At 58.1% G+C, this 20,073-nt stretch carries 18 protein-coding genes; 13 read left to right on the forward strand and 5 right to left on the reverse strand.

All coding sequences use genetic code 11. From position 1 onward, the window contains the following. The first annotated feature begins 188 nt into the window (after positions 1 to 188). From ABIL25_06300 to ABIL25_06310, 3 genes are all read left to right on the forward strand, one after another. Complete coding sequence (locus tag ABIL25_06300) at positions 189 to 458, forward strand: hypothetical protein (GenBank protein ID MEO0081886.1); 270 nt, start codon at positions 189 to 191, stop codon at positions 456 to 458. 144 nt (positions 459 to 602) lie between these two features. Further along, positions 603 to 1,163, forward strand: a complete 561-nt coding sequence (locus ABIL25_06305) for a T9SS type A sorting domain-containing protein (GenBank protein MEO0081887.1) — start codon at positions 603 to 605, stop codon at positions 1,161 to 1,163. Between the two features lie 57 nt (positions 1,164 to 1,220). Beyond that, positions 1,221 to 3,227 carry a glycosyltransferase family 39 protein gene (locus ABIL25_06310; protein MEO0081888.1) on the forward strand — a complete coding sequence of 669 codons (2,007 nt, stop codon included), beginning with the start codon at positions 1,221 to 1,223 and terminating at the stop codon, positions 3,225 to 3,227. 515 nt (positions 3,228 to 3,742) lie between these two features. On the opposite strand, the gene ABIL25_06315 is transcribed toward ABIL25_06310, so the two are convergent. Beyond that, the gene (locus ABIL25_06315; GenBank protein ID MEO0081889.1) at positions 3,743 to 5,347 is read right to left on the reverse strand and encodes a sigma 54-interacting transcriptional regulator; all 1,605 of its coding nucleotides are present in this window, start codon (positions 5,345 to 5,347) and stop codon (positions 3,743 to 3,745) included. Positions 5,348 to 5,457: 110 nt separating this feature from the next. Here ABIL25_06315 and ABIL25_06320 point away from each other — a divergent pair, with 110 nt between their 5' ends. Genes ABIL25_06320 through ABIL25_06330 form a run of 3 tightly spaced genes read left to right on the forward strand, consistent with a single transcriptional unit; the run spans position 5,458 to position 10,367 of the window. Continuing rightward, positions 5,458 to 7,200: a FlgD immunoglobulin-like domain containing protein gene (locus ABIL25_06320; protein ID MEO0081890.1), complete on the forward strand. Its 1,743-nt coding sequence runs from the start codon at positions 5,458 to 5,460 to the stop codon at positions 7,198 to 7,200. Between the two features lie 3 nt (positions 7,201 to 7,203). Then, entirely contained in the window at positions 7,204 to 7,800 is a 597-nt protein-coding gene (locus ABIL25_06325; protein MEO0081891.1) for a hypothetical protein, read from the forward strand. 53 nt (positions 7,801 to 7,853) lie between these two features. After that, positions 7,854 to 10,367 carry an ATP-binding protein gene (locus ABIL25_06330; protein ID MEO0081892.1) on the forward strand — a complete coding sequence of 838 codons (2,514 nt, stop codon included), beginning with the start codon at positions 7,854 to 7,856 and terminating at the stop codon, positions 10,365 to 10,367. Positions 10,368 to 10,396: 29 nt separating this feature from the next. Here ABIL25_06330 and ABIL25_06335 read toward each other — a convergent pair whose 3' ends face one another. Beyond that, the gene (locus tag ABIL25_06335; protein MEO0081893.1) at positions 10,397 to 11,035 is read right to left on the reverse strand and encodes a DUF502 domain-containing protein; all 639 of its coding nucleotides are present in this window, start codon (positions 11,033 to 11,035) and stop codon (positions 10,397 to 10,399) included. 126 nt (positions 11,036 to 11,161) lie between these two features. Between ABIL25_06335 and ABIL25_06340 the strand changes: the two genes are divergently transcribed. From ABIL25_06340 to ABIL25_06355, 4 genes are all read left to right on the forward strand, one after another. Then, positions 11,162 to 12,604 carry an Ig-like domain-containing protein gene (locus ABIL25_06340; protein ID MEO0081894.1) on the forward strand — a complete coding sequence of 481 codons (1,443 nt, stop codon included), beginning with the start codon at positions 11,162 to 11,164 and terminating at the stop codon, positions 12,602 to 12,604. A 183-nt stretch (positions 12,605 to 12,787) separates the two neighbouring features. Continuing rightward, the gene (locus ABIL25_06345) at positions 12,788 to 14,239 is read left to right on the forward strand and encodes an aryl-sulfate sulfotransferase (protein ID MEO0081895.1); all 1,452 of its coding nucleotides are present in this window, start codon (positions 12,788 to 12,790) and stop codon (positions 14,237 to 14,239) included. A gap of 33 nt (positions 14,240 to 14,272) precedes the next feature. Beyond that, entirely contained in the window at positions 14,273 to 14,794 is a 522-nt protein-coding gene (locus tag ABIL25_06350; GenBank protein MEO0081896.1) for a hypothetical protein, read from the forward strand. Between the two features lie 130 nt (positions 14,795 to 14,924). Then, positions 14,925 to 15,650 (forward strand): alpha/beta hydrolase-fold protein, encoded by a 726-nt coding sequence (locus ABIL25_06355; GenBank protein ID MEO0081897.1) that lies wholly within the window; start codon positions 14,925 to 14,927, stop codon positions 15,648 to 15,650. Between the two features lie 99 nt (positions 15,651 to 15,749). On the opposite strand, the gene dinB is transcribed toward ABIL25_06355, so the two are convergent. Genes dinB through lexA form a run of 3 tightly spaced genes read right to left on the reverse strand, consistent with a single transcriptional unit; the run spans position 15,750 to position 18,047 of the window. Then, positions 15,750 to 17,126, reverse strand: coding sequence for a DNA polymerase IV (gene dinB, locus ABIL25_06360; GenBank protein MEO0081898.1), 1,377 nt, complete (start codon positions 17,124 to 17,126; stop codon positions 15,750 to 15,752). A 40-nt stretch (positions 17,127 to 17,166) separates the two neighbouring features. After that, a complete protein-coding gene (locus ABIL25_06365) occupies positions 17,167 to 17,442 on the reverse strand; it encodes a DUF6504 family protein (GenBank protein MEO0081899.1) in 276 nt (91 codons plus the stop codon). A gap of 14 nt (positions 17,443 to 17,456) precedes the next feature. Beyond that, positions 17,457 to 18,047 (reverse strand): transcriptional repressor LexA, encoded by a 591-nt coding sequence (gene lexA / locus ABIL25_06370; protein MEO0081900.1) that lies wholly within the window; start codon positions 18,045 to 18,047, stop codon positions 17,457 to 17,459. A 793-nt stretch (positions 18,048 to 18,840) separates the two neighbouring features. Here lexA and ABIL25_06375 point away from each other — a divergent pair. The 3 genes from ABIL25_06375 to ABIL25_06385 all read left to right on the forward strand — a co-directional run. After that, positions 18,841 to 19,203 (forward strand): hypothetical protein, encoded by a 363-nt coding sequence (locus tag ABIL25_06375; protein MEO0081901.1) that lies wholly within the window; start codon positions 18,841 to 18,843, stop codon positions 19,201 to 19,203. Positions 19,204 to 19,278: 75 nt separating this feature from the next. Next, on the forward strand, positions 19,279 to 19,710 hold the full coding sequence (locus ABIL25_06380; protein ID MEO0081902.1) for a NusG domain II-containing protein: 432 nt from the start codon (positions 19,279 to 19,281) through the stop codon (positions 19,708 to 19,710). After that, on the forward strand, positions 19,694 to 20,073 hold a 380-nt coding region (locus tag ABIL25_06385), incomplete at its 3' end, for a Gx transporter family protein (protein ID MEO0081903.1). The genes ABIL25_06380 and ABIL25_06385, both read left to right, overlap by 17 nt.

The raw sequence follows: 20,073 nt of genomic DNA on the forward strand, positions 1-20,073 counted from the left end.
TAGTCAGTGCCATCTGACCAACTCCTTTCATGGTAAGGGCTGGTCAGATTATGCCTCCTGTTTCGAGTACTTTTCTTACGTGAGGCAACGGGGTAGCTTCGAGTACATTTTTGGTGAGGCAACGCGGGCCATTGACACTGCTTGGAGAGACTGTTAGGATTGTTCTGGAACCGCAGAAAGGAGAACACATGAGACCGGCAAGTCTGCTGCTATTGTTCGTGGCGGCCTGTCTTGCGCTGCCGATTGCCGCGCAGGCTGCGAACATCTGCGTCTGGAACTACGACCCGTTAGACCGGTTCTTTGACCCGCAGGTCGGGGATTCGATTGACTGTGCCTACTGGGTGAAGCAGGAGATTGAGAATCTGGGTCATACCGCACAGGTCTTCAACACCTATCTGCCAGGCAACATCAGCGGATACGACGTCGTATTTTGTCTGATGGGCTGGTTTCGGTGTTGAGGGGATAACTGTACCGTCGGTACGACGGAAACAGCCCAACTGATTGACTTCCTCAATTCCGGCAAAGGCGTCTATGCTGAGGGCGGTGATTTTGGCTATTCCAATCGCACCGGCGCATTGTGGCCTTATTTCGGCACGAGCTATGTGGCTGACGGCCAGGCAACTGGCAACGTTTCCAGCCTTGCCGGTCAGCCCGGAACGCTGGCCCAGGGGATGAGTTTTACTTATCCTTACGGTGAGGGACCAGATAGTTGGGTTGATGAATTCGATGCCGCAGGCGGAGCGGTCTGTCTGCGCGACCAGTCAAGCACAGGCCGGGTCGTGAGTTACAAGCTGACCGGTGGATACCGCACAGTCTGTTCGGCAGTGATTTTCGGAGCGCTGCGCGGGCCGGACCGGAATCGGCTGATGAGAGCATATCTCAATCACCTGCTACACGGAACCGGGCTGGCCGAGCCGGACCGTGGTGTTCGTGGCGCTGGGCAGGTTCGGGTCAGCCCGAATCCAGCCTCAGGTCTGGTGGAGTTCCAGACCACAGGCCGGGCCAGCAGCGTCGTGGTGCTGGACGCTTCGGGTCGATCCGTAACTGAGTGCTGCATCACGGACGGGAAAGCATTATGGGACGCAAGCAATGTGCCGGCTGGTACTTACTTCGTAGTGGACAAGGGAAGTGGCCAGACGGTTCCGTTCGTGTTGCTCCACTAGTAAGGACTTGCATTTGAGATACGGGCCGGGTGTAGCACACCCGGCCCTTCTGGTGAGATGAAGCTGGGGTTAGGCCAGCGGCAGGCCGGCATCAGTGCCAGGTTAGAAGTGTTGGTTGTCGGCGGGATAGTTACGGCTGCGGCCGTGCTGAGGGTTGTCTATCTGGTAGTGTACGCCCGGCAGATACCGTATTTCCGGTTCCCACTGGGCGACGCGGGTATATATCTTGCGTGGGCACAAAACATACTTGCCGGACACGTTGTCGGTCCCGGAGTGTTCTACCGCGCACCGCTTTACGCCTACATCCTGGCCGGGATTATCGGGCCGGCGCGCGGCAATCTGCTTTTCGTGTATCTGGTGCAGATGGTTCTGGGTCTTGGGACGCTTGTGCTGGTGTATCTGACTGCAAGAAGACTTGCTGGCCAGCAGGCAGCCGTGGCTTCGCTCGTGCTTGCTGCGTTCTCGCCGGTGCTGCCGTTCTTTGAGACCAAGTTGCTATCCGCGAGCTGGGTCGTGTTTCTGGTAACGCTGGCGAGTTTTCTGCTTGTGCTGGCCTCCAGGGGCGGAGTGCGAGGGCGAACCCTGGAGATACAGAAGAGACCCAGAGAACCAATGGGTGGGGGTTCAACATGGCTGTGGGCCGGGGCCGGGCTTGCGTACGGCACTGCGGTTCTTGCCTGGCCTGGTGCCGGGTTTGTGCTGCTGGCTACTGTCGTACTTGCGGCGCTTTACCGCATTGGGATGTGGCGTCGGGTTCTTACCATGGTTGCGTGTGCGGCCGTTGCGGTTCTGCCCGCGACATTGCACAACATCGCAGTCGGTCGCGATTTCGTGCTGGTGAGCGCGAACGCCGGGTTCACGTTCTACCAGGGCAACAACCGGCTGGCAGTTGGCACGCTCGCACAGCCGCCCGAGGTGTACGAGTTCCAAAAGGACGGCCGGTATCTGACCGGCATTAGCGACCAGGAGACATTCGAGCAGGAGTACACGCGGGCGCGCTCCGGCCAAAGGCTCAGGGCATCGCAAATCAGCCAGTTCTGGTTCGGCCGGGCGTTTGCGTGGATTGCGCGCGACCTTTTCGGTTATGCAAAGCTGATGGTTCGCAAGCTCGGGCTGGCTCTCGCAGACTACGAGTCGCCCCTGAACTACAATCTCGACGTCGAAACGGTGCTAGTCTGGCCCTTACGGCTGATGCCGATGCATTTCAGCATACTACTGGCCCTGGCTTTGGTCGCGGTTCTCTTTGGGCGGCGGCGCGAGTACTGGGCCATGCTTGCAGTGGTTGCCGGCACGTTTGCCGGACTATTGGTGTTCTACGTCTCTTCCCGCTACCGGGTGCTGGCAGTTCCCGTGCTTGCTGTGCTTGGTGGTTCTGGCATTACCATCTTGTGGCAAACGGTGGTCGAGCGTCCAAGACGGTTTACGCCGGTTGCGCTCGCGCTGGCGGTTCTTGTTGTGAGCCGATTTGTGCTGGTCGCGCCTTTGCGCCGGGGTTCGATGTTGCTTGCCGCGAATGGCTTTCGCAACCTGGGCGAGGCGTTTCATTATCGTGCGCTGGATAGAGAAAAAGCCGAGCAGTTGTACCGCCGGGCGATTGAGATTCAGGAGGCGTATCTTGACCCGCGCAGTTTGCAGGAACGGGTTGCGCTTGAGGAAACAAGGCAGTTACTTGCTTCGCTCAGCGAATCCGGTGTAGAAGGGACCGACAAGCTGCGCGAGGCGAGCGAAGTACTTGCGGCTGGCGATACCACCACGGCGCTGGCTTTGCTCAGGGATGCGATTGCCGCAGATTCTGGCGCACGGCAGGCATATTTGGTTCTCGGAGCTGTGTTTGGGTCGCAGGACCGGCACACCGAAGCCAGAGATGTGTTCCTACTTGCAGCCGGCAGGTTTCCACAGGACCCGGTGGTTCTGTACAATCTTGCGCTGGCTTCGCTCAAGGCCGGTGACCGCAAGGCCGCGATTGAAGCGGCGGAAATGGTGCTTCGGATTGTTCCTGGCCATCCGTGGGCGCAGGAGGTAATCGCCCGGGCAAGAGAGCAACCCGGCGCAGAGCGCCGGTAACCAGTGAATACCCGACCTTTACCGCCGGCCCCTAGTATTTCAGCAATAGCGCAAATCAGTAAGACCAGGGTGAACTCGTTGTAGCTTTGGGGCAGAGTCGGGTTGCGGAAAGGAGGCGCGGTGCGCCGTTCTTTTTGAAAGCGACACACCGCGCGTTGTCGGCTCCATCGAGAGAACCTCAGTGACGTGGGTCTTGAGGAGCGCGACAGTCTCTGAGAGAGAACCTCACCCCGACTCGGTCAGTCTCCACCCCGCCTCTGGGTTGTCCCTTTAGCTGCAAATGATGTGCCAGGTGACACAATTATTATACTAAGTGCTGTAAGATCATCAATGGCGCAAGTTATGTAGTTTAGACCGGAGAAATAAATATGTGCTACTTGCGTGTGCTTGGCGTATTATACGTCATAGTGCCGTAATGGTCGGCAGCGTTGGTTCGCGGCGATGAGCCAGATTCTTTAGGTTTTGTTCAGAGTTGCTGGGCGGGCCAATGTCTGGAGGGCAACAACGCGCGGTGCCTATAGGCCGTACTCGGCCATCTTCCGGCGCAGGGTGTCGCGGTGCATGCCAAGCACAATCGCGGCCTGTGATTGGTTACCATGGCATTTCTTGAGTGCCTCGGAAATTGCCTGGCGTTCGATAGCGGCCATGTTGAGACTGCCGACAACCTGCTCGATAGTTGCTGTGTCGGACCCTGGGGTCTTGGTGCTCATGTACTTGAGCAAGCCGATGGTCGTAATCATCTGGCCGGTGTGTACTGCTGGCGTTCCTTCAAACTGGGCTCGTTCGTAGGCCCGCTCAACGACGTTGCGCAGGGTGCGCATGTTGCCTTCAAACAGATTGTTTGCGCCTTCCAGGTATCCTCGTACCAGTGCGGTCAGGAATCGGATCACCCCTTCGTCAGCCGTGAGTTTCCGGGTATGGCGCGGATTGGCATTCATCTGCTCGACGAAGAAGTTGGTTGCCTCGGCGATGTCGTCCTGGATGACCTCGACTGGCTCGTCCTCCCATCGCTCCTTTAAGGAAGGAACCATTATGCAACTCTGGACAAGCCGGGTGTAGAAGTCGGTGCGGAACCGGGACTGGATTTCAGCCACCGTCCGGTTCGTGGCGGCGACGATTCTCATGTCAACCGATGTTTCGGTTGGGCTACCGAGTCGTTTGATGCGGTGGTACTCTATCGCTCGCAGCAACTTGATTTGGATGTTGTGGCTGATGTCGCCGATCTCGTCCAAGAATACCGTCGAACCTTTGGCTACTTCAAAGACGCCCTTCCGGTCGGCGACCGCGCCGGTGAAAGCACCACGTATGTGTCCGAATAGGTCGTCTTCAAGGAGATTGTGGTCAAGGGAGGCGATATTTACAGTATGGGGCAGCCGACGTTCGGGTGGATCGTCCGCATACCGATAACTCAGCCGATGTAGCGCAATGGCAACCAATTCCTTTCCGGTTCCGGGTTTGCCGAGGAGCAGCACGGTTGCGTCGGACGGACCGATGCGTTTGATCTCGTGGACGAGCGATACCATCTTGCGCGACCGGCCGATGACCATCGCGTGGGTATTGCGCCACTCGCGGCGCTCATCCGGGCCAAGCGGCCTCAGGACAAGATTGTCGAGCCGCGTGATCACTTCGTCGGCGCAGGGCGCCTCGCTTAGCGGTCCGGGTGCGAACGCGCAGGTGCCGTGCCCGGGAAAGACAACGAAATCACTGAAGCGTTGAGCATTGACAAGTTGGTCCGGCCGCGCAAAAAATATCACCGGGGTAACGCGGTCAAGGTTGTTGCGCAGGCTGACGTATATCAGGAATCCCTGGAAGGCTTTGGGGTCAAGGCCAAGCGGAACCGGAACCCCTACGTCCCGGGAGTCGAGGAGCTTTGTTTCCTGCTGGGTGCCGGAGAAGTCTATTGCTTGGACAATGGCCGAGACGAACCGGCTGCGGTTTCTTGTGTACCAGTTTTTCAGGGCAGCGTAACAGTCGAGGTGTTCAAAACAGAACTCCTGAAGCAAACGACCTTTCGCATAGCAACTGGCCGCCCGTGTCAGATAGTCCAGACTGGCACTGGTCTCGTCAATGACGAGGATGACGGGCAGGGTATGCGACGGGTCGGCAGTACGCGCAAGCACCTCCGCAATCAGGGCTCAGGGTCGGAACTCATTATAGGCTCGACACTAGGCTGCGCAAGAGAATCGTTGGTGCGGCTTGACAACGCCAGGCCGGCTGGTTGAATTACCGCATGACCGCCATAGCGGCCGGCGTCTTGGTTGCGATATTGGGCGTGAGCCCGGTTCAGTCAGGCTCTGTTGAGCTGATTGGTAGCCTGCCGGAAAACTGTGCCGCGCTTGAGGCACAGTTGCAACAGGCAGTCGCGCAGTGCGACTACGGTCTTGCCAAGGCACTGGATGTGGAACTCAGTGCCACGGTCCGGCAGGAACCAATCGTTGGACAGCCGGTATCCAGGACGTTCCCAGATGCCCTGGTTGAGACCGGATTGAGTCGGACACCGCATTTGCGCAATGTTGTGTCAACCGGCAATACCGCATGGTTTGTCGGGCCGGACTTTGTAATTGATACGGTATCGGTTCGGGCGTTCGCGGCAGCCGCCGATAACCAAGGCGTAATCTGGGTGGCGGCCGCAGGCCGTGACACCAAGGTCAGGGTGTACCGCTCGACGGATTATGGTCGCACCTGGGAAGGCGTATTCCGGTTCGGCCTAGGTGCGGACGTGTCCAAGATTGAGGTCGTATGTGGGCCGGGCGATTCAAGCTTTGTCTATGTATTCTACCTTGTTGCCCTCGGTGATGGTGACCTGCGGGTGATGCGCATCGAGCCTCAAGGCCTTACGTTCCAGGATTTCGCGGTCGGGGTCGGGCCGGATACAATCAACGATTTTTCGGTCTGCGCTGACCACGACCGGCGTCACTATCTTTATTGCCTGTATGCCAATGAGATGCGGACCGGCCGCACCGGCAGTTTTACTCGTTCGCTTGATTTTGCCAAGACTTGGGAGCCGACACAGCCTTGGTGGAATTGTTGGGACCCGCACGTAACCTTTGGCAGTGGTTCTACCATCCACTGTGTGTGGCGCTACGCCGCTAACGGCCGGGAAATTCATCAGCAGAGTAACCGGTACTATGGCCGGGCGCGACAGTGGTGGCCGCTGCATGTTCTGAGTGCCGGAAAACAGTGCCGAGACCCGGTGGTAGCGCAGGCGGACACGGCGCGTGAGTGGCAGGCTAAGGTGTGGGTCTGTTATACCGTTGCCCGTCGTGACTCGCATCGGCTGGACTTGGAGGCGGCCTGGAGCAACGACGGCGGTATCAATTGGGCAACCGGGCTTGTGCTTGGAGACAGGCTGTACGACGACTGGTTTGCCGACCTTGCGGCGGTACCCGGCTCGGCAGCAGGCTATGTGTACCTGTGCTACAACTCCGGGCCGACCGGAAATACGACCGTGAGGCTCAGGTCGGCGAACTCGTATGAACCCGAGCGCTGGTCAGCGCCACTGAAGGTAAACGACCGCCGGGCGAGCTTCTGTTCCGAAGGCTGCCGGCCGCGAGTGGTGTGCCCGGTCGGCGCACCAAGGCAGGGTGTGGGTGTGGTTTTCTCCGGGTACGACCCGGAGTACGGTAGCGGGTTGTATTTTGACGCAACCTGGAATTTTAGCTCTGACGAGACGCCGGGAACTAGGAACAAAGAATCTGCACCAGTAACCGAACAGAGGCGGCCGCGGCTGGTGGCATTCAGACATCAGATTGATGTTACGATTGGCCAGGCGGCGCGATACGACATTGCAGTATATGACCAGTGCGGCCGGTTGGTGCGTACACTCTATTCTGGTCAGCTTGAGCCGGGAACGCACCGGTTCGAATGGGACTGGAAAGACGGCGCCGGTGTGCCGGCACCGACCGGTGTGTACGTTGCCGTGGCTACCGGTCCGGATCGGCTAGTTCCGGCACAACTTGCAGTAACGAGGTGAGACATGAACAGGAATGTTGTTGGCATGAGCGTCCGGTCTGGGGCGCGTGCCTTTACGGCTGTTGTACTACTGCTTGCCGCTTGCGAAGGGCTGCTGCCCGGCCCGGACGACTTTGAACCGTCCGGTACCGACTTCAACCTGAATCCGAACATCGAGCTGTTGCTGATTACCGGTAAGAATACCGGTTTCCCGCCGACCGGGACGTTTCCTTTCAGCTTTGCGGTAAGGTCGAGAAACTCCGGCATCGAGTGTGATACGCTGCCGGCCGGGCTACTTTTCCGGTCGAAGAAGAGTCGCGTGCAGCACGTGCTGATGCTCAAACCTCACATAATCAGTACCGGACCAAGCCCGGTCCAGTTCGAGCTTGGGATGTTTTGCTGCAACGAGTTTCGCGAGATGCCGCGCGCGTCCGACACTTTTGAGCTTGGACCGATAACCGACAACGCCGGCTTGCGGGAGATTGTTGACCGCGTGCGGGACCGGGATATTTCCGGACATCTGTGGATGGTGCAGCGGGCGGTGTGGATGGTGACCGACTCGACCGGTCTGAATCAGGCCTACAGAGATTCGCTTGACAATCTGCCGCCAGCACGAATATAGGGAACCGTTGATTACGTGTCCGATCGAAATACAGTGCAGCATAAGGAGTCCTAATGGTAGGCAGGAAGAAACAGTCGTCGCAGTTAGCTGACCGGCTGCGACTGAAAGATAGTGAACTTTCCTGGCGGTGTCCGGAAGAGTACCTTAAGTTCCGAACAACCGAGGATATCAGGTCGCCGGCATCGGTGAAGCCAGCAGGGGTGACAATCGTCGGCCAGGAACGGGCGGTTGAGGCCTTGGCCCTGGGACTCGACATCGAGAGCCAGGGGTACAATATTTTCGTGACTGGCCCGTCCGGCACCGGTCGGACGACAACTGTTCGCCAGATGCTCGAGCGGTACAAGACCGCGCCGCGGGAATTGGACGACAAATGTTACGTAAATAACTTCAGGGACCCGGACCAGCCGCGTCTCCTGCGGCTGAAACCCGGCGACGGCCGTCGGTTCCAGCGCGATATGGACCAGCTCATCGAGTACCTGGCGAAGAACGTGCCGGCTTTGTTTGAGAGCGAAACTTACCAGCACTCTAGGACCGAAATCGTTGACCGGTTCAAGGAGGAAGGTGGTGCGCGGGTGCGCGAGTTCGAGAAGCGGGTGGCATCTGAAGGCTTCGCCCTGGTGCAGTCAGCACCGTTCGCACGACCCGAACTCGCACCGATTGTCGAGAAGCAGCCGGTTCACATTGATTCTCTCGCCGGACTGGTGGAGGAGGGTAAGCTGCCGGCAAAGCGGGCCGAGGAAATCCGGGCAAAGTACCGGGCGCTGAACGATGAGCTGAGTGCGATATTCAAAGTTGTCCGCGAACAAGAAAGGTTGGCGCGCGAGGCGCTGCGTGAGTTGGACGAGAACATCGTCCGGCCAGTGCTCGAAGAACGCCTTGCCGATGTTGCCGAGCGCTACCCGGGCGAGAAGGTGCGCGAGTATCTGAAAGAGGTGGCAGAGTCAATCATCGGCAATATTGACTTGTTCCGACAGCGCCCCGAGGCCAAGCCGGAACAGCCGGCACTGGACCCTTATGCCGAATACCGAGTGAACGTACTGGTGGACAACAGCGGTACCAAGGGTGCACCGGTCGTTTTCGAAACCAACCCGAACTACAAGAATCTATTTGGTGCAATCGAACGTACTATGGACCGTACCGGCCAGTGGCATACCGACTTCACCAAGATCAAGGCCGGCTCGATTCTACGCGCCGATCGGGGCTTTTTGGTTCTGAATGCACTTGACGTACTTGTCGAACCCGGGGTATGGCCAGCGCTAAAGCGCACGCTCCGCAACCGACGTCTTGAGATTTCAGCCTACGACCCCTTCTTCTCGCTGTTCTCTACCTCGGTCCTCAAGCCCGAACCAGTGGCAATCAGCCTCAAGGTCGTGATGATTGGCGACCCGGAAATCTACACCTTGCTTTCAGCCTACGACGAGGACTTCAAGAAGATATTCACGGTGCGCGCCGACTTTGACTGGGAGATGACTCTGAACGGTGCTGCGGTCGAGCAGTACTGCCAGGTGGTGAAGAACCTGTGCGAGAAGGAGAAACTTGCTCGGTTCGACCGCAGTGCGGTCGCGCGTGTCATCGAGTACGGCGCCCGGCTCGCCGGCCGGCAGAGAAAGCTCACGACGAGGTTCAATGTCGTCAGCGAGGTATTGAAGGAAGCAAGCTATTGGGCAAAGAAGGATGGCGCAACGACCGTCACCGCAAAGCACGTGGACGAGGCAATCGAGAAGCGGCGTAACCGGGTCCGGCTCCAGGAAGAGAAAATCCAGGAACTCATTGACCAGGGCACGCTTTTCATTGACGTCACCGGCAAGGCGGTCGGCCAGGTGAACGGTCTGGCGGTGTACGATTCGGGTGAGTACATGTTCGGACATCCAACCCGGATAACCGCCAAAACCGGCGTCGGCGCTTCCGGCATTATCAATATCGAACGAGAGTCACAGCTCTCCGGGCCAATTCACGATAAGGGCGTGTACATTCTTTCCGGTTATCTGCGCAGCCGCTTCGCCCGGCAGCAGCCGCTTGTGCTCTCGGCTTCGATTACATTTGAGCAGTCCTACGGCGGAGTGGATGGCGATTCGGCGTCTTCGACTGAGGTCTATGCGTTGCTATCAGACCTCTCAGGGCTTGGCATTAGACAGGACCTTGCGGTCACTGGTTCGGTAAACCAACAAGGACAGATTCAGCCGGTCGGCGGCGTAAACCAGAAGGTTGAAGGCTTCTTCTACACCTGCCGGGCACGGGGGCTGACCGGCAGGCAGGGGGTTATTATCCCGAAGGCTAATGTCCCGGACTTGATGCTCCGACCTGAAGTAATCGAGGCGGTGCGCAAGGGGAAGTTCCACTTGTACGCAGTCGAGACAGTTGACCAGGGAATCGAACTGCTGACCGGCGTCCCGGCCGGCAGGCCGGACCGCAAGGGGAACTATCCGCCAGATTCGGTTAACGGCCGGGTACAGCGGCGTTTGGCTGAGCTGGCGAGTATCTACCAGGGGTTCCAGGCCGAAGCTAAGCAGACTGACGAGAGCGCAGGCCGCGGCCGGCCCGGACTCAGACGCAGGACCAGACGTTAGCCAGGTGACCGGTACCTGGAACGTAAGTTCTAACCTTCGGAGGCCGCTGACGTTCGCCGACGTAGCACGCCTTGTTTGAGACTGTCCGGTCGAACCACGCCACCGGACACGACAAGCTTCAGTCCTTCGTCAATGCTCAGTGCGGTTTCGGTCAGGTCTTCCTCGGGTACAAGCACAAGCCAACCGGACGTCGGGTTAGGTGTAGTCGGGAAGAATACGAATACCGCCTCCCGGCCGTCGGCAAGCTTGAATCGCTCGTCCGACGTCAAGAACCCGATCGCAAACATCCCCCGGCGCGGGTACTCGGCGAGCACGGTCTTGCGCAGTGAACTGCGTCGTACGAACACAGCATCGGTCAGCTCGCGGGCCGAGCCGTAGATTGAGCGGACAACCGGCAACCGGCGCATCTGTCGGTCAAACCAGCCGATGAACCAGCGGCCGCCAAGCCCGGAGGTAAGTGCACCAACTGCCAGTACGATGAGCACGATGATGACGAACCCGGCAAGGGTCAAAATCCACCCGGGCAGGCGGGCAAGCCAGGCGTGGGCAAGGGCTGGCCGCAACAAGCTGCCAAGCCGGGAGATGAGGAACCAGAATACGAATGCCGTAAAGCCGATTGGCAGCACCGTAGCCAGGCCGGTTACGAAGTAGCGACGTAGTCGGGACACGCTGAAGTCTAACGCCACAGATAGAGTGGTGTCAATGTCCGTTGCTTGACAAACCGACGCTCTAATTCTGGGCCGAAGGGGAAATGTCACCTGGCCGAGACGTCTGAACAAGAAAACACTAGAAAGGTGAGATGGCCGATAGCTCTAGTCTTAGCCGCCGGGCTTGTGCTGCTTGCTGGCTGCCCGGGCGGAGACACAACAAACCCGACCTTGACATTTATCTACCCGGTGAACGGCGCAAACATTGATACCGGTGCGGTCGTGGTCAAGGTCCTGGCACAGGATAACAAGGCCGTAATCAAGGTCGAATTCTATGCCGACGCGGTCAAGTTCAGCGAAGCCAGAGCCGGGACCGCGGATACGTTCGCGGTGAACTGGAACGCGACTACAGGCCAGCATACGCTCAAGGCCGTGGCCTGGGATGGCGCCAATAATAAGGCTGAGCACTCGATCACCGTGAACGTGGTTCCAGGCGGTGGTGGCGGCGGCGGACCGACCTACCACGACGGGAACATTACATCCGACGAGACCTGGTATCCATCCGGTAACCCGCACATCGTCCGCGCTGACATCAGTGTGGACGATGCCACTCTGACTATTCTGCCTGGGTGCGTCGTCAAGTTCGAGGCCGGCCGGAGCATTGGGTTCGGTTGGAATCAGAACCTTCCCGGCGGACTCATTGCGGTCGGCAAGCCGGACTCGGTTATCGTCTTCACGTCGAATCAGGCCGTGCCGGCTCCCGGTGACTGGGACGGAATCAAGTTCTGGGAGGGTACAAGGCCCGAGAGCAAGATGAGTTACTGCAAGATAACGTACGCCGGGACGAGCAACGGCGCGGCAATATACTTCTCCGATTGCCATATCAGTCAGTTTGACCACTCTTCGGTCCGCCACAGCGCCGGATACGGTATCAACATCAACTACTTCGGCTATGCGCTCGATATGTCCTACGACACGATTGAGCAGTGTGGCAAGTATCCGATCCAGATCATGCCCGAACACGTCCGATATCTCGGAGTTGGCAACAAGTTCAGCCCCAACGCACAGGAAGGGATTCTCCTTCCGCACGGTGGGGTCGAGCAGTCAAGCGCAACCTGGCGTAACCACGGCACGCCATATATCGTAACATCGGACGTGTGGGTTGGCCCTTTGGGTGGACCCGAGGTAACGCTGACAATCGAGCCCGGCGTCGTGATCAAATTCGCGTCTGAGGCGTATCTTGCGGTTGGAATAAATGGTGGCGTTGGTGCGCTCATTGCCGACAGCGTGACATTCACGAGCATTTCGGGTTCGCCGGCACCGGGCGACTGGGCCTACATTCAGTTCGGCGACGGCACGCGGCCAACCAGCCGTCTGCGCAACTCGACGATTGAATATGGCGGCAAGTTCGACTTAGGCAACATCTACATCGTCAACAGCAAACCCGATATCCGCGGCTGCAACATCGGGCATGGCTCAGCTTGGGGTATCTACCTGGACGGTGACTTGCAGTACCTGCCCGACCCAGATAGTCTTGAGACCAACAATACGTTCTATGACAACGCCGCAGGTAAGGTGCGTCGGCCGTAGCGGAGAAGAGATGAGATCAGCGGGGCGACCATGCGGTCGCCCCACCTTTTTTTATCGTTCCGGCGCGGCGGAGGGGTTACTTGGGTCGGCGCCGCAGACAAAGTTCGGGGTCTTGGAAAGCCAGTGCCAAGGTGCTTGACACGCCGCTGTCCAAAGTGAGAATAGAGCACGCGGACATCAACGTTGACAGGGAAAATCAATACGCTCGCAATGCTCGCGCTGGCGTGCGGGTCCTGTGTTGCCCAAGTATTTGACGGTCTCGTCATCTACAACCCGGTCTATCAGCGTGACGTATCACTTGTTGATACAAGTGGTCGACAGGTGAAGACGTGGCACTGTACAACTACCCCGGCTTATGCAGTGTACCTGATGCCGGACTCAACAGTCTGGCGACCCGGTGCGTATCCGGGCGCGCAGATGCGGGGTGGTGTTTACGGCGGCTTGATCGAGCGGTACGACTGGGACGGCAACGTCATCCAGAGCTTCTTGTGGTCAGACGCGAACCATCAACAGCATCACGATATCCATCCGATGCCGAACGGCAATATCCTGCTCTTGGCGTGGGCACGTAAGACAATGGCTGAGGCCAAGGCAATGGGCCGGGTCAATATCTCCGGTGAAATGTGGCCTGAGGAAATCATCGAATACGACCCGGACGCAGATAGTGTAGTATGGCAATGGCGGGCATGGGACCATCTTATTCAGGACGTGGACCCAAACAAGCCGAACTATGGCGTAGTACGCGAGCATCCGGAACTTCTTGACATCAACATGGGGACGTTGTTCATGTACGGCGACTGGATTCACGCCAACATCGTCGAGTACAGCGAGGAGCGGGATGAGATTATCTTCACATCGCACTTTCTGAACGAGTTGTATGTGATTGACCACTCGACAACTACCGAGGAAGCAGCCGGACACTCGGGCGGTCGGCACGGCAAGGGTGGAGATATCATCTACCGCTGGGGCAACCCACAAAACTATGATCGGGGAGATTCCTCGGACCAGCACTTCTGGGTTGTGCACGGCGCAAACTGGATAAAGCCCGGCCTAGTGGGCGCGGGCAATATCCTTGTGTTCAACAACGGTGACCGGCCCGGCAGCGCAAACGACTATTCCAGCGTTGAGGAAATAACACCACTCCTGGACTCAAATGACCATTACTATATCCACCCGGATTCAGCATTCGGGCCGGATGGTCCTAGTTGGGTATACAAGAGTCCGGGCGTTTTCTATTCCGCGCACATGTCTGGCGCTTACCGGATGCCGAATGGCAACACTTTCATTACCGAGGCGGTAAGTGGGAGATTGTTTGAGGTAACGCGTGATGGCCAAGTTGTGTGGCAGAGGATGACCACTGCCTGGAATGGCCGGGCAATTAAGTACCCGCGCGACTATCTGACCGGTGCGGTCGAACACCCCAATTTTGCGTCCGTACCCCAACCGAGACCTGAGTTGGCGCGAGCGTGGTTGCGATTGGAGTCCGGCGGGTTGCTCTTCGACTGTCAAGGAAGACAGGTCACCCGGCTAATACCAGGAGTAAACGACCTTACCGGCCTTGCCCCGGGTGTCTATTTTGTGCAGCCCGAGCCGCAAAGCCCCGGCGTCGTCCGATTGACGGTAGTTGGCCGCTAGCGCACACGAAGTGGAAAACACAAGAGAGCAGGCATGAAGAACTTGGTTCTGTTGATATGTGCGGTGACGACAATGACCTTTGCCTGGGCACGGCCATTGATCAAGTTCGAACTCATTGAGGCCGGATTTGGTCCAACAAGCCGATTGCTGAATAGGGGCGAAACTCCGCCGGCGGTTTTGCCGTTCAGTATCATCGACATCGGCGCGGGTTTTGCAACCGACCGTCGCTTTGGTGTCGCGGTCGGGACTGCAGTGCTTGATGGCAACCTGATGTGGGACATTTCGTACCTGCCGGTGCGGCTGCATCTATTGTATGACTTCGGTCCGGACCACCGCTGGCGCCAAGGAGCACTTTCCCTTTCCGCGACCTACGTGCACAGCGGACAGGACGGCTGGACCGGTAGCCGGTTCAGTCCGTACGTCAAGGTTGCTGGCGGTGCCTCATACCGATTCTACGTCGTGAGCGCACATGCCGAACTTGGATACGACTTTCACTGGCGGATGGCGACGTTCACCGCCGGGTTGGGACTCGGCGGTTTTTACATTTTCCACTAGCCGCGTCCGATGAGGATAAGAATAACCGGGCTGAGCGCACTTCCCGGGCGGGAATCCATGACTCTGGTGCTGATAGTCCTTGGGTGCAGGATTTGACCAATCGCCTGTGCGGACGTATTATTGCGGTGCGATGAAAGTCAACAAATTGGTGCCTGCTGCACTTGCAATACTGCTTCTAACAGCCGGATGTGGGCCCGGGGAACCGGCCGCACTCGAACCGGATGAGCTGCCCTACTACACATTCCGGCTGCCAGCTGATTTCGAGCCCGAGGAGGAATACCCACTGCTCGTTGTGCTTCACGGCGAAGGCCGGGACGAAAACGAGGTGCTTGCGTTGTGGGATGGAGGCTGTTTTATTGCGCCGGGCTTCATCCTGCTTGCGGTCCGTGGACCATTCCGGGCTGACGGCGGGTATGGGTGGCTTAGGCCGGAAGGTAACATGACGGAACGGAAGGCCGCAGCCGTGACCGGCGAGCACTTGGTCATGGACATAGTGGCAGACTTCGAACACCAGTTCCGGATTGACCCGGACTGGCGGTTCGTGGCCGGCATTGGCGAGGCTGGCAGCACTGCGCTCTACACCGCGTTTAAACACCCGGACATATTCCAGGGTACGGCGGTGCTGTCCGGTCCGGTTGATGCGGATGTAATTTCCGGCCGGCTTGTCCGGAACCTTGACGACATGGACATATTCCTTGGTTCGTTTCAGGGCGCCGAGAAGGACAGTGTTGCGTTTGACCGGGCCGGCGCACGGGTCTTAGTCTGGCGCGGGGGTGGAACCGCGTCTGACCAGTGCCGGGCAATGCAGGAGTTCTTCGGGCTCATGGACACAGCGGCTGTCGCCGATACGCTGTAGGTCCAGAACGCAGTACGTGTTCGGCCTTCAGCGGAAGTTTTTCTCAGGTTGCTTCAACAGTAACAGCAGAACACGGTCTGGCCGGTAGTCGGCTGCCAGTCAGTCGGTTTGAGGGATGGCGCGCGGGGCCGGTGCACTGCTTCCGGTCCGGCCCGGACGCCAGGAAGGCGGAATTACCCGTGGCGTACGGGTGCGTGGATTCTTATTGCCGGCTTCCGGATCTCTGTCTTTGTACGGGATGCTGGCGCCAGAGAAACTCCGGCTGTAAGCTGTTGGTGGCAGGCCGCGAGCATTTGCTGGTTCCATGAGCCGACTCCGGGCAACTACGAACTCGCCATAGCGGTCGTTGACCGCGTCAGCTGCGTCGAACAACGCTTCACTTCGGCCCGGCGAGTTAAGCTGCATCTGCCGGATATTACGAACCAGGCTGGAAACGCTAACTCCAAGCAGGCGCACAGGCCTAGGCGGCTGGTAGAGTTCCTCAAACAGCCGCAGGGCGACCGAATAAATCCGGTGACCGTCGTTGATATGGCAGGCCAGGCTGCGTTGGCGTACCCGGGTGGTGAAGTCGGCGTAGCGCAGGACCAGGGATACGGTGCGGCCAGAGTAGCCGTCCTGGCGCAACCTCCGACCGACCTGCTCGGAAAGCTGCAAAAGAAAGCGCCGGACTACCGCCATGTTTCTGGTGTCCTGCTCCAGGGTTAGTGAATGGCCCACTGACTTCGTTTCCGGTTCGTGGAAACAGGGCAGCACCGGACTTTCGTCCACTCCCAGACCGATGTTGTGTAGGCGAATTGCGTTGACGCCGAACATTATTCGGAGGCTCTTCTCCGGAAACCGGCCGAGTTCGGCGCAGGTTCTGATGCCGGCCCGGTTGAGCTTATCCCTAGTCCGCGGGCCAATGCCGCAGATGTCCTCGACCGGCGTTTTCTTGAGGAGTGCGGGCACGTCCTCAGGCCGGATGACAGTAAGACCGTCGGGTTTATGCAACTCGCCGGCCAGTTTTGCCAACAGCTTGTTTGGTGCGATACCAATTGAACAAGTCAGGCCGAACTGCTCTTTTATTTCCTGCTTGATGCGTCGGGCCACCGCTTCGGCGCCGCCGAAAAGGTGGGCCGACGCAGTAACGTCAAGGAAAGCTTCGTCCACCGAGAATACCTCAACCAAGTCGGTGAAACTGGTATAAATTGCCAGAATGCGGATGGAAGTATCAACGTACTTGGCCGGGTTGCCGGGCACGAGGATTATGTCCGGGCACAGCCGCCGGGCCTCAGGAATGGTCATTGCGGTTTTTACACCACGGGCTTTTGCTTCGTAGGATGCTGCGGCGATGACTGTCCGGCTGTTCGGGTTGCCACACACACCGATGGCCTTGCCACGCAGGAAAGGGTAGGTACGCTGCTCGACCGAGGCGAAAAAGGCGTCCATATCAACGTGGAGTATGGTGCGCCTGATCCCAGTTGGGGCAGGCGTCATTTCGGCTTCATTGCTTCGCGCTTGAACAGGAAAGGGAATGTTACTCGGCACAGGCGACACTCGACAGCGTCCAGTTAAATGTCCTGGTTTCGTAGCACAGCTCATACACATTGGCACCGTCCGACACTGCGTAATGATACAGCTCGGATTCACCCCGGCGCTCGCGCCAGACATAGGTTACGTCCTGGACCCGGTACTCCCGGTTACGCCAGATAAACATGAGCGGCCGCAGCCGTTCGTGTGGGGCCGCGGGCCGTTCTGGGCTTGCGTACAGCGCGTACACCTTGATTGTCTCATTTACCTTATTGCTTACCATATCAGTACCTCCGGTCATTTGTAGTTTCTCAGCAGCCCGACTACTACTCCAATAACCTTGAAGTCCGTGCGGTCGGTGCTGACCGCAATCGGCTGGAAATTTGGGTTCTCGGGAAGCAGAACTACCTGCCCGTTCTTGCGCGTGAACCGTTTCACCGTGGCCTCGTCATCCAAAAGCGCCACGATGATGTCGCCATTTTGCGGCTCGGCATCTTGCCGCACGATCACCAAATCGCCAGCCATAATGCCCGCGCCACTCATGCTCTCGCCGTGGACCCGGAGCAGGAAACAGTCTTGGAACCGGCTGAGCGATATATGCGCCTCGACATTTTCCACTGCCAGCACGGGCGAGCCGGCGGCAATGCGGCCAATTAAAGGCAAGGTATATGGCTGGACTGCACTCTTGAGCGAACGGGCCTGACCCGGCGTACGGCCAAGAATCCCCTGCTCGGCGAGAATGTCCAGATGATACTTCACCGCCTTTGTACTTCTGATGCCCACGGCCCTTGCGATTTCCCTGAAGCTCGGCGGGAATCCGTGCTCTTCGACATATTGTCTTACGAACTGAACAATCTTGTCCCGGCGGTTCTTGTCTTTGGTAAACATATGTTTACATGCTAATAGGGGTGGTGTGTTTGTCAAGTAATTTCTCGCGGGGCTAAGTTTTGTTCTAGTGTTGGGGCATTGTGGGCCTAGACGTTACTGAATGAGGTAATATACTGGCAGGCGTGCTGGCTCGGTGGGGGGGTAGGGGGCGGTGCTTGGCCACCCGTGTCTCCAAGGTTCAAGCTCTCTGTTTTCTATTGATTATTCGTCGGTTACGGTCGTTCTATTCTCAAGAAAGACAATCAGGGCGGTTCTGAGATAGCATTTTGCGGCGCTGTGCCAAGTGGTGCCGCATGATGTTTTCCAGGCGTTTCTCTAAGCAGTTGTCTCGGACTTTCTCGTACCAGTTTACGCTTCGCCCTGTTGTGGCTCGTGCCTTGCGCCGCAGAGGACCGTGATTGTCCCGAGACAGGCTCAAAGCAGTTCCCGGCACCAGTCACCGGTTCAGGATTCTCGGGCTATTCCCGGACCTTGTTGGTGGTACTACACAGTGCGTCAGCGCCTTGGGCCGGGCATATCTGGTGGCTTCAATAAGGGGCCCGGTCACTGACTGACGGCAATCGAAAAGGGAGCCGAACGACACGGACGACCAGTACCGGCTGCTGCCAGTTTCGGTCTCTTGTCTTGTCCCCGCGCGTTTGCCCCCTCGACTCTCCGCCTTCTCTCCTACTTGACACCAGGCGAATTCAGTGTAGTTGTTGGTCGTGACGAGCAGCTCATCGCCCGCGACCGAGACATGAGCAGTAGGGACCGGGCCGGCCGCTGTCAGTCTTTGCAAACATAAGGAGGAATGGTGAAACCAGTCAGTATCGTTACCGCGGCACTCGGCTGTGTACTGGTGCTGGTCGGGATATTCTTTCTGGTAGTAAGTCGGGGTGGTTACGGAATCGTTCCACTGGCAATTGGTGCTACGCTAGTATATCTCGGTTTCCGGCCCGGCCGGACGTCGCTCGCCGTGTTCGGCCATACCTGCATTATTATTGGCTGTGTGCTTGTGACCTTGGGTATTTACCTGTTGCCATATTCGCGGCCGAGCCTCGGGCACGTTTTCTTCCGACCTTTGTTCTGGGGCATGTTTTCGATTCTGGGCGGCGTGTGCGCGAATTACCACGCGTTCTGTAACTGCATAAAGCGGCGGCCGGCTGAGAAGCTCTGACCGAGTTGCCCAGAGAATACATTAGCCAATGGTCATGGTGCGGCGGGGTGATATTGGGTCATTCCCGGACGTCCAGTGTCAGGCGTGGTGCATAAGACGTTGTTCTACCGCTTGAGTTTCGCGGACGTGTTGCTCATCGCGGTCGTGTTGGCTGGGCCGGTTCTTGCCCTGCGGTCAGCGATTGTCCGGCCGGCACAGGCGAAGACGGTCTATGTGTATCACGATAATCGGCTGCTTGTGACGCAGTCGCTGGCAAGGGATACCGTAATACTACTGTTATCGGGTTTCAGACCTAGAGCATCGGCCAGTAGGAGCGTGCCGTCAGGGTTGAGAGTTGAAGTGAAGGCAGGCCGGGTAAGGGTCGCTGAGTCAGATTGTCCGCACCAATTGTGCGTGCGTCGGGGGTGGATAAGCCGGGCCGGACAGGTAGTCGTCTGCGTGCCAAACCGGGTACTCATCGAAATAAGGGGAACAGATGCCGGTGGAATTGATGCAGAAACACACTGAGCAGGCGAACCGTCTTGGCCGTGTGGTGACGCAAGAACAGGCGTCGGGCCGGGTCAGCAGGCTCGCAGCGCTGGTAGCGTGTGCATCGGTGCTGCAGGTCGCAGAGACGCTTCTGCCCTATCCCTTGCCCGGAGTCAGGCTCGGGCTGGCCAACGTGTTTACGCTTGTCGCACTGGTCGAGACCGGGCCGGCTGATGCCTTCCATCTCGCCTTGCTTCGCTCGTTACTTAGCTCATTTGTACTCGGCACTTTTCTCTCACCAGCATTTGTTCTGAGCTTTGCGGGGGCGGTTGTCAGTGCCGCAGTGATGGTACTCCTTTTTCGCATGACCGCGACCGGGTCGCGACTTCGGTTCAGCTTTAT

The sequence above is a fragment of the candidate division WOR-3 bacterium genome, from assembly GCA_039801365.1.
Lineage (GTDB): Bacteria > Hydrothermota > Tepidihabitantia > Tepidihabitantales > Tepidihabitantaceae > JBDRUN01.

Bases quoted from the DNA above. Each gene is read 5' to 3' on its own strand.
- ABIL25_06330 (MEO0081892.1), top strand. From the start codon at position 7,854: ATGGTAGGCAGGAAGAAACAGTCGTCGCAGTTAGCTGACCGGCTGCGA.
- dinB (MEO0081898.1), bottom strand. From the start codon at position 17,126: ATGACGCCTGCCCCAACTGGGATCAGGCGCACCATACTCCACGTTGAT.
- ABIL25_06310 (MEO0081888.1), top strand. From the start codon at position 1,221: ATGAAGCTGGGGTTAGGCCAGCGGCAGGCCGGCATCAGTGCCAGGTTA.
- lexA (MEO0081900.1), bottom strand. From the start codon at position 18,047: ATGTTTACCAAAGACAAGAACCGCCGGGACAAGATTGTTCAGTTCGTA.
- ABIL25_06300 (MEO0081886.1), top strand. From the start codon at position 189: ATGAGACCGGCAAGTCTGCTGCTATTGTTCGTGGCGGCCTGTCTTGCG.
- ABIL25_06325 (MEO0081891.1), top strand. From the start codon at position 7,204: ATGAACAGGAATGTTGTTGGCATGAGCGTCCGGTCTGGGGCGCGTGCC.
- ABIL25_06355 (MEO0081897.1), top strand. From the start codon at position 14,925: ATGAAAGTCAACAAATTGGTGCCTGCTGCACTTGCAATACTGCTTCTA.
- ABIL25_06365 (MEO0081899.1), bottom strand. From the start codon at position 17,442: ATGGTAAGCAATAAGGTAAATGAGACAATCAAGGTGTACGCGCTGTAC.
- ABIL25_06320 (MEO0081890.1), top strand. From the start codon at position 5,458: ATGACCGCCATAGCGGCCGGCGTCTTGGTTGCGATATTGGGCGTGAGC.
- ABIL25_06350 (MEO0081896.1), top strand. From the start codon at position 14,273: ATGAAGAACTTGGTTCTGTTGATATGTGCGGTGACGACAATGACCTTT.